At 62.9% G+C, this 6,892-nt stretch carries 7 protein-coding genes; 5 read left to right on the top strand and 2 right to left on the bottom strand.

Annotated elements, in window-relative coordinates; genetic code table 11:
• Nucleotides 1-177: 177 nt before the first annotated feature.
• Nucleotides 178-867: a phosphate regulon transcriptional regulator PhoB gene (gene phoB, locus QZ501_RS14425; protein WP_295720488.1), complete on the top strand. Its 690-nt coding sequence runs from the start codon at nucleotides 178-180 to the stop codon at nucleotides 865-867.
• A gap of 17 nt (nucleotides 868-884) precedes the next feature.
• Nucleotides 885-2,192, top strand: coding sequence for a phosphate regulon sensor histidine kinase PhoR (gene phoR / locus QZ501_RS14420; RefSeq protein WP_160898967.1), 1,308 nt, complete (start codon nucleotides 885-887; stop codon nucleotides 2,190-2,192).
• Here phoR and QZ501_RS14415 read toward each other — a convergent pair.
• Together QZ501_RS14415 and QZ501_RS14410 are read right to left on the bottom strand one after the other, a co-directional pair.
• A complete protein-coding gene (locus QZ501_RS14415; RefSeq protein ID WP_151439814.1) occupies nucleotides 2,170-3,039 on the bottom strand; it encodes a response regulator in 870 nt (289 codons plus the stop codon). The two genes, phoR and QZ501_RS14415, sit on opposite strands and share 23 nt — an antisense overlap.
• Before the next feature lie 529 nt (nucleotides 3,040-3,568).
• Complete coding sequence (locus QZ501_RS14410) at nucleotides 3,569-4,240, bottom strand: 50S ribosomal protein L11 methyltransferase (protein WP_151439813.1); 672 nt, start codon at nucleotides 4,238-4,240, stop codon at nucleotides 3,569-3,571.
• A 90-nt stretch (nucleotides 4,241-4,330) separates the two neighbouring features.
• On the opposite strand from QZ501_RS14410, the gene mnmH reads away from it, so the two are divergent.
• From mnmH to QZ501_RS14395, 3 genes are all read left to right on the top strand, one after another.
• A complete protein-coding gene (gene mnmH / locus QZ501_RS14405) occupies nucleotides 4,331-5,470 on the top strand; it encodes a tRNA 2-selenouridine(34) synthase MnmH (RefSeq protein ID WP_295720484.1) in 1,140 nt (379 codons plus the stop codon).
• Nucleotides 5,471-6,307, top strand: coding sequence for a mechanosensitive ion channel domain-containing protein (locus QZ501_RS14400; RefSeq protein WP_151439811.1), 837 nt, complete (start codon nucleotides 5,471-5,473; stop codon nucleotides 6,305-6,307). It abuts the gene before it with no gap.
• 108 nt (nucleotides 6,308-6,415) lie between these two features.
• A complete protein-coding gene (locus tag QZ501_RS14395) occupies nucleotides 6,416-6,892 on the top strand; it encodes a CBS domain-containing protein (RefSeq protein WP_295720481.1) in 477 nt (158 codons plus the stop codon).

Genomic DNA, 6,892 nt, shown 5'->3' with positions numbered 1-6,892 from the left:
TCAAGTCGGAGGTGCTGGTGCTGGGCGCGGAGTCGCCGGAGCACGGGGTGGTGCTGCTGGAACCGAGCTTCGCGGTGGAAGACGGCTGCCCCATAGGATGACGCCGCGCTGTCACAGCGCTGTCATGATTGCCGCGTAGAAAGACTGTTACGTTGATCGCCCCGACAGGGGGAAGGCATGCAGGCGACGATCCTGCTGGTCGAAGACGAGCCCGAGATCCAGGAGATGGTCAGCCGCGTGCTGGCACGCGAGGGTTTCGACGTGCAACTCGCCGGCGACTCCAGCGAGGCCCACCAGCGCCTCGCCGAACAGGTGCCCGACCTGATGCTGGTCGACTGGATGCTGCCCGGCACCTCCGGTATTGACCTGGCCCGGCGCCTGAAGCGCGACGAAGGCACCGCCGAGATCCCCATCATCATGCTCACGGCCAGAACCGAGGAGGACAACCGGGTGCAGGGGCTGGAGGTGGGCGCGGACGACTACATCACCAAGCCCTTCTCGCCCCGGGAAATGGTGGCCCGGCTCAAGGCGGTGCTGCGGCGCTCCACACCGCCCGGCATGGATACCCCGGTGGAGATCGGCGGCATCCACCTGGACCCGGTTGGCCACTGGGTGACCATCGACGGCGAATCTGTCAATATCGGCCCCACCGAGTACCGCCTGCTGCAGTTCTTCATGACCCACCCGGACCGGGTCTACACCCGGGAACAGCTGCTCGACCAGGTCTGGGGCGCCGGGATCTACGTGGAGGAACGCACGGTGGACGTGCACATACGCCGCCTGCGCAAGGTCCTGGGTGAAGCCCACGGAAAACTCGTGCAGACGGTCCGGGGTGCCGGCTACCGGTTTTCCACACGCCAACAGTGAGTGCCACCAGGGATCCAATGAGTACAGGCCTTAAAAAGCACCTGCGCCGGCTGACTCTGCTGCTGACAGCACCCCTGCTGGTGGGCTGGCTGCTCGGCCACCCCGCCCTGGTACTTGCGCTGGCACTGGCCGTCTATGCCGGCTGGATGCTGCATCAGTTGAACCGCCTTCACCGTTGGCTCGAACGCAGCAACCAGGAGGCCGAGCCCCCTGAAGCCCCCGGACTCTGGGGCGAGGTCCTGGACGACATCTACCGCCTCCAGAAACGCCACCTGCGGGCCCGCGACCGACTCCAGAGCATGATCAACCGGATCCGGGAATCCACCAACGCCCTGCGTGACGGCGTTGTGATGACCGATGCCGCCGGCGCCATGGAATGGTGGAACCGGGCAGCGGAAAACCTGTGCGGGTTCAACAGTACCCAGGACCAGGGTGAATACATCCACAACCTGATCCGCACCCCGGAGTTCCGCAGCTATTTCGAGGCCAAGGCGTATGCGGAGCCGCTGGAGATCGAATCCCCGGCCCGTCCGCGCACACGGCTGCAGATCGAGATCAACCTTTTCGGCGAGGACGACCGGCTCATCACCATCAAGGATGTAACGCGGCTCTACCAGCTGGAGAAGATGCGGCGGGACTTCGTCAGCAACGTCTCCCACGAGATGCGTACGCCCCTGACGGTGCTGAGCGGCTACCTGGAAACGCTCGCCGAGCAGACCGACCGCATGCCTTCCGGCTGGCAGCGCCCGATGGACGCCATGCGCCACCAGGCCAACCGCATGGAGGCGCTGATCACGGATCTGCTACTGCTCTCCCGGCTGGAGACCAGCGACCGCAACACCGGCGACGCGGAATGCAGACCGGCGGATCTGCTGCGCCAGATCCAGCAGGACGCCATGGCCCTGAGCGGCGACCAGGAACACGAGATCGAGCTGCGCATCGGTGACAACCGCCGCATCCGAGGGGACGCGGAACAGCTGCGCAGTGCCTTCTCCAACATCATTTTCAACGCGGTGAAATACACCCCTGGAGGCGGCCATATCCGCATTGATTACAGCGCCGGTTCCGAAGGCATTTCAGTCAGCGTTACGGATGACGGGCCGGGCATTGACCCGGAACACATCCCGCGGCTCACGGAACGCTTCTACCGTGCCGATCCCAGCCGCAGCAAGGAAACAGGCGGGACCGGGCTTGGCCTCGCCATCGTCAAGCACATCCTCTACAACCACGACGGGTACCTGAGCATCGACAGTACCCCCAACAGCGGCAGCACCTTCCGCTGCCACCTGCCCGCCAACCGCATCATCCCTGAAAACGGGCAATGAAATGGCTCAGATCCTCCAGCTTCTGGGGGTCATCATCCACGAACCGCACCACCACCTGGACAAACTTCGTATCCGGGTCCTTTTCCTGGGCCTGGAGCTGATAGACGTAACCGTTCAGCCGCGCCATCCTGTCTCCCAGATCCACGTCCACCACCGCCTGCTCCAGAATCTGCGGCATGGCGTCATCTCGCCTGGCGCTGACCCGGACGTCGTTCAGGGTAACCGCCCGCAGCACCCCTCTCAGCGTTGCCTGCGAGAAGCGCAGATCAACCATGGTGGCCTCCCTGCCCCGGGCCCCGCCGGCCGGCTTACCGGTCTGGGGCTGTGGGGCGTTACCGCTCTCAACCGGGGACTCCCCGGCCGGTGGCGGGGTTTCCTTTTTCTGGGACCGGCCACCACCGGTCAGAAGATCCGCGGACTGGCGGAAGGCATCACTGGAGGCTGATGCCTTCTGACCGTCATCGCCGAGCTGACTGCCCAGCACCTTGCGTACCTTCTTCCCCAGGGATTCCGGGCTGAAGGGCTTGCCGAGATAATCGGAAACCCCCTCGCGGATGGCTTCAACCACATGCTCCTTGTCGCCACGGCTGGTCACCATCACAAAGGGCGTCTCACCATAGTGACTGTGGCCCCGTGCCCACTGGAGAAGCTCCAGACCCGAGATCTCGGGCATCTCCCAGTCGCACAGGATCAGATCAAAGCGTTCACGCCCCATCAGCGTCTGGGCCTTGCGCCCGTCCGCCGCCTCATGGAGTTCAATGGAGGGAAACTGGGAACGCATGGTTCGCCTGACCAGGTCCCTTACGAAGCTGGCATCGTCCACCACCAGGGCCTTCAGTTTGCTCATTGCGGGTAATCCGACATCGGTTTGCGGGAATACCCTCACTATAGACCTGAATGCCGGCTGCTGCCCGTGGCTCTGCCGATGTCAGCATTCTGCCATTAGGCGTGTAAGAGATTTCCTACACTGATGTAGGAAATGCTTGTTCTGTCACGTCGGAAACAACCTATTTCACCTGATTTAACTTCGTATGATGCTGATTATGAAAGGCTTTAATGAGCCGGGTGGCTGGAAGCGGACAGCCCGTCGGTATTGACCCACTCAACAACCGTCCCTGAGTTGGTATTGTTTCAACTGTCAGCGGACGACAGGGAAAGGACGTTACAGGGATGGTTTCCTCAGAGGAGCTGAGGGGAAGCATGGAATAAAGGGATGTAATGCTTGAGGGACGCTGAACCAGAAGGCCGGCTCGGATGCCGGCTGGCCAGGGAAGGCCGGAGATGGATCCACAGGAGGTGGTAAACGGGCAGGACGCCCACCGCTTTCGTCGGAAAGCGTTTCGCCAGTTTGAGGGATGGCCACGGCCATCCCTTTTTTATGCAGCGCCGTCCAGCCCGCCCCCCGGAGCCCAATACAGCCTTACCCGGTTGAACTCCTCAAACTCGTTGAGGTCCGGCCAGGTCCGCCCTTCCACCGTGGTGATCAGCCGGTAATCCTCATTGCCAAGATGCCGAAGCCGCGAGTCCGCCATCAGAACCGCATCCGCACCGGCCTGGAAATCCCACAGCATGGGGCGATTCTCCGGATCATAGAGTACGTCAGCGGCCAGAAGCACCTCGGGGCGAGCCTCATCGCGCCAGTCTCCGGCCAGTGTCACCGTCACGCCGTTGCGGCGGGCATTGATGTCAGTGGCCGCGAGCGCGTCCGGATCAATGTCCGCCGCAATGACCTCCCGGGCGCCCGCCATGGCAGCGGCAATGGCCACAATCCCGGAACCACACCCGAAATCCAGCACCCGCCGCCCGGCGACGCGCTCCGGATTGTCCAGCAGCCACTGGGCCATCACCTGGCCACTGGCCCAGCAGAACGACCAATAGGCCGGTTCGGCCACAACCAGCTGCGCCTCCTCGTGGCTGAGCGGGCCCTCCAGGCAGTCGGGATCAAACAGACAGAGTTCGATCCCCGGGCAACCGGCGGGCCGGCTCCAGCAGGTCCGGGCACGTGGCAGGCTGCGCTGCAACAGGGCATCGAGGGGGATCTTTTCCATGGCAGCGCATACTAGCCGGCCCGCCGGGTAGCGTAAAGCGCCGGGAGCTGGGTTAGACTGTGCACTCACTGCAACAACGGAATCATCACCGTGGCCTCCGAACTCCCGCTTACCAACGACTATGCCGAACTGCTGCGCGAGGGGCGCCCGTTCCTGGACGTACGCGCGCCTGTAGAGTTCGCCGAGAGCACGCTGCCCAACGCGCACAGCCTGCCTCTCATGACCGACTCCGAGCGCCAGCAGGTGGGCATCCGCTACAAGGAAGCCGGTCAGAATGCGGCCATCGAGCTCGGCCATGAACTGGTCGGAGGCCAGGTGCGCGAGGCCAGGATTGCCGAGTGGGTGGACTTCGCGAACCGTCACCCGGAGGCTCGACTGTACTGCTCCAGGGGTGGCCTGCGTTCCCGTATCGTGCAGCAGTGGCTGCATGAGGCCGGTGTCACCATCCCCCGGGTTGAAGGGGGCTACAAGTCACTGCGGCGCTTCGTGCTGGATGAGCTGATCGAAAACCGGATCCCCGGGCTGCCCCTGATGGTGGTCGCTGGACGCACCGGTACCGGCAAGACGCGGCTGCTCCATCAGCTTCCCAACCCCGTGGACCTGGAAGGACTGGCCGCACACCGCGGCTCCAGCTTCGGGCGCACGCTCACCCCCCAGCCCACCCAGGCCAGCTTCGACAACGCCGTGGCCACGGCACTCTACCAGGCCCACGCCCGTGGCGGCCCCATCCATGTGGAGGATGAGGGGCGACTGATCGGCCGGCGCGTACTGCCCGTACCTCTGCAGAAGCGTCTGGGCGAATCCCCCCGGATGGTGCTCGAACAGCCATTGGCAACGCGTGTCGAGAACATTCTGGAGGACTACGTCATCGACATGAGTAGAGCCTTCATGGAACGCGACGGAATGGAGACTGGCTTTGAAGCCTTCCGTGGTTTTCTGTTGGATGCACTCGGCCGTATCCGCAAGCGCCTGGGCGGACTGCGCCACCAGCAGCTGGAAGCGGTAATGCAGGAAGCCCTGTCGCAACAGTGGCAGTCCGGCGACCTGGACCGCCACCGTGACTGGATCCGGACGCTGCTGACGGACTATTACGATCCAATGTACGATTACCAGCTCAACCAGCGCGATGGCCGTGTTCTGAAACAGGGCGGATTCGACGAACTGGTTGAGTGGGCGGTGGACGCCAACACGCAACCGCTGACAGAACAAGAATCCATAAGGAGCGCCTGAATGGAAAGCATGATCCCGGATACGGAACAGCTCCAGGAGCTGACATCCATGGCCGCAGGCATGGCCATGAACTACCTGCCGCAGCTGTTGCTGGCCGTCATCACGCTGGTCGTCGGCCTGTGGCTGATCAACCGGTTCGTCACCGCCCTCGACAGGAAACTGACCGCCAAGGATCCAACCCTCGGGCGTTTTGTGACCGGTCTGGTTTCCATCCTGTTCAAGATCATCCTGTTGATCTCCGTCGCATCCATGGTCGGTATCGCGACGACCTCCTTCATTGCCGTCCTTGGTGCCGCCGGCCTGGCCGTCGGTCTGGCCCTCCAGGGCAGTCTCGCGAACTTCGCCGGCGGTGTCCTCATCCTCATCTTCAAGCCATTCAAGGTTGGCGACGTCATCGAGGCCCAGGGCTTTCTGGGCACGGTCAAGGAAATCCAGATCCTGTACACCGTGGTGGACACTTTCGACAACCGCCAGGTGGTGATGCCCAATGCGTCGCTCTCCAACGCCAGTCTGACCAATTACAGCGCCTACCCGAACCGCCGTGTGGATATGACCATCGGTATCAGCTACACCGATGACATCCAGAAGGCCCGCGAGGTTATCCAGAAGACCCTGGCAACGGATGAGCGCATCCTGCGTGATCCGGAACCGATGATCGTGGTGGGCGATCTCGGTGACAGCTCAGTGGATCTCAAGGTCCGCATCTGGGCCAATGGGGATGACCTCTGGTTCTGCTACTGGCACATGCTTGAACAGATCAAGGTGGCCTTCGACCAGAACGGCATCACCATTCCCTATCCGCAGCGGGATGTGCACCACTACCAGTCTGCGGGCTGATTGTACAAAATGTAACCTTTTTGCGGGACACCTCCGGCGGGGTTGGTCTAGCCTGAGATCAGGATCCCCGGATCCATGGGTCACAGCCCCATGCCAGGAGGTGTTGCCATGCCCGTACAGACCCTGATTGAACACCTGAAGGCCCACGGTGCCGAGTACCAGTGCCTGAGCCATCCCCCCGGATTCACTGCCCAGTCCCTTGCCCATCACTGCAACGTGCCCGGTGACCAGGTTGCCAAGACGGTCATCATCGAGCTGGACGGACGCATGGCCATGCTGGTGATGCCAGCCAGCTTCCGGATCCGCTGGGACCGGATGATGGAGGTACTCTATACGGACTTCGTGGAACTGGCGGCGAGGGAACGGGATCCGGCGACCGTGACCGTCGACGACTGCATGAGTGCGCCGGTCGTGACGGTGTCGTCGACGACGACGCTCGGCGAAGCCGCGGAACTGATGCGCGACGAGAACGTCAAGAAGCTGCCGGTGACCGGGGCGGACGGCGACGGCGTCGTCGGGTTAGTGACGACGACGGACATCGCGAAGTACCTGCCGGTGCACGAGTTCCACCCCGAGGAGAGGTAG

The organism is uncultured Halovibrio sp. (assembly GCF_913056445.1).
In the GTDB taxonomy this organism is placed as follows: Bacteria; Pseudomonadota; Gammaproteobacteria; order Pseudomonadales; family Oleiphilaceae; genus Halospina; species Halospina utahensis_B.
Note: the sequence above shows the minus strand (reverse complement) of the source record. Positions and strands in the feature narration are given on the sequence as shown.

Excerpts from the sequence above, each read along its gene's own strand:
- phoB (WP_295720488.1), top strand. The coding sequence starts at position 178 with ATGCAGGCGACGATCCTGCTGGTCGAAGACGAGCCCGAGATCCAGGAG.
- phoR (WP_160898967.1), top strand. The coding sequence starts at position 885 with ATGAGTACAGGCCTTAAAAAGCACCTGCGCCGGCTGACTCTGCTGCTG.
- QZ501_RS14415 (WP_151439814.1), bottom strand. The coding sequence starts at position 3,039 with ATGAGCAAACTGAAGGCCCTGGTGGTGGACGATGCCAGCTTCGTAAGG.
- QZ501_RS14410 (WP_151439813.1), bottom strand. The coding sequence starts at position 4,240 with ATGGAAAAGATCCCCCTCGATGCCCTGTTGCAGCGCAGCCTGCCACGT.
- QZ501_RS14400 (WP_151439811.1), top strand. The coding sequence starts at position 5,471 with ATGGAAAGCATGATCCCGGATACGGAACAGCTCCAGGAGCTGACATCC.
- QZ501_RS14395 (WP_295720481.1), top strand. The coding sequence starts at position 6,416 with ATGCCCGTACAGACCCTGATTGAACACCTGAAGGCCCACGGTGCCGAG.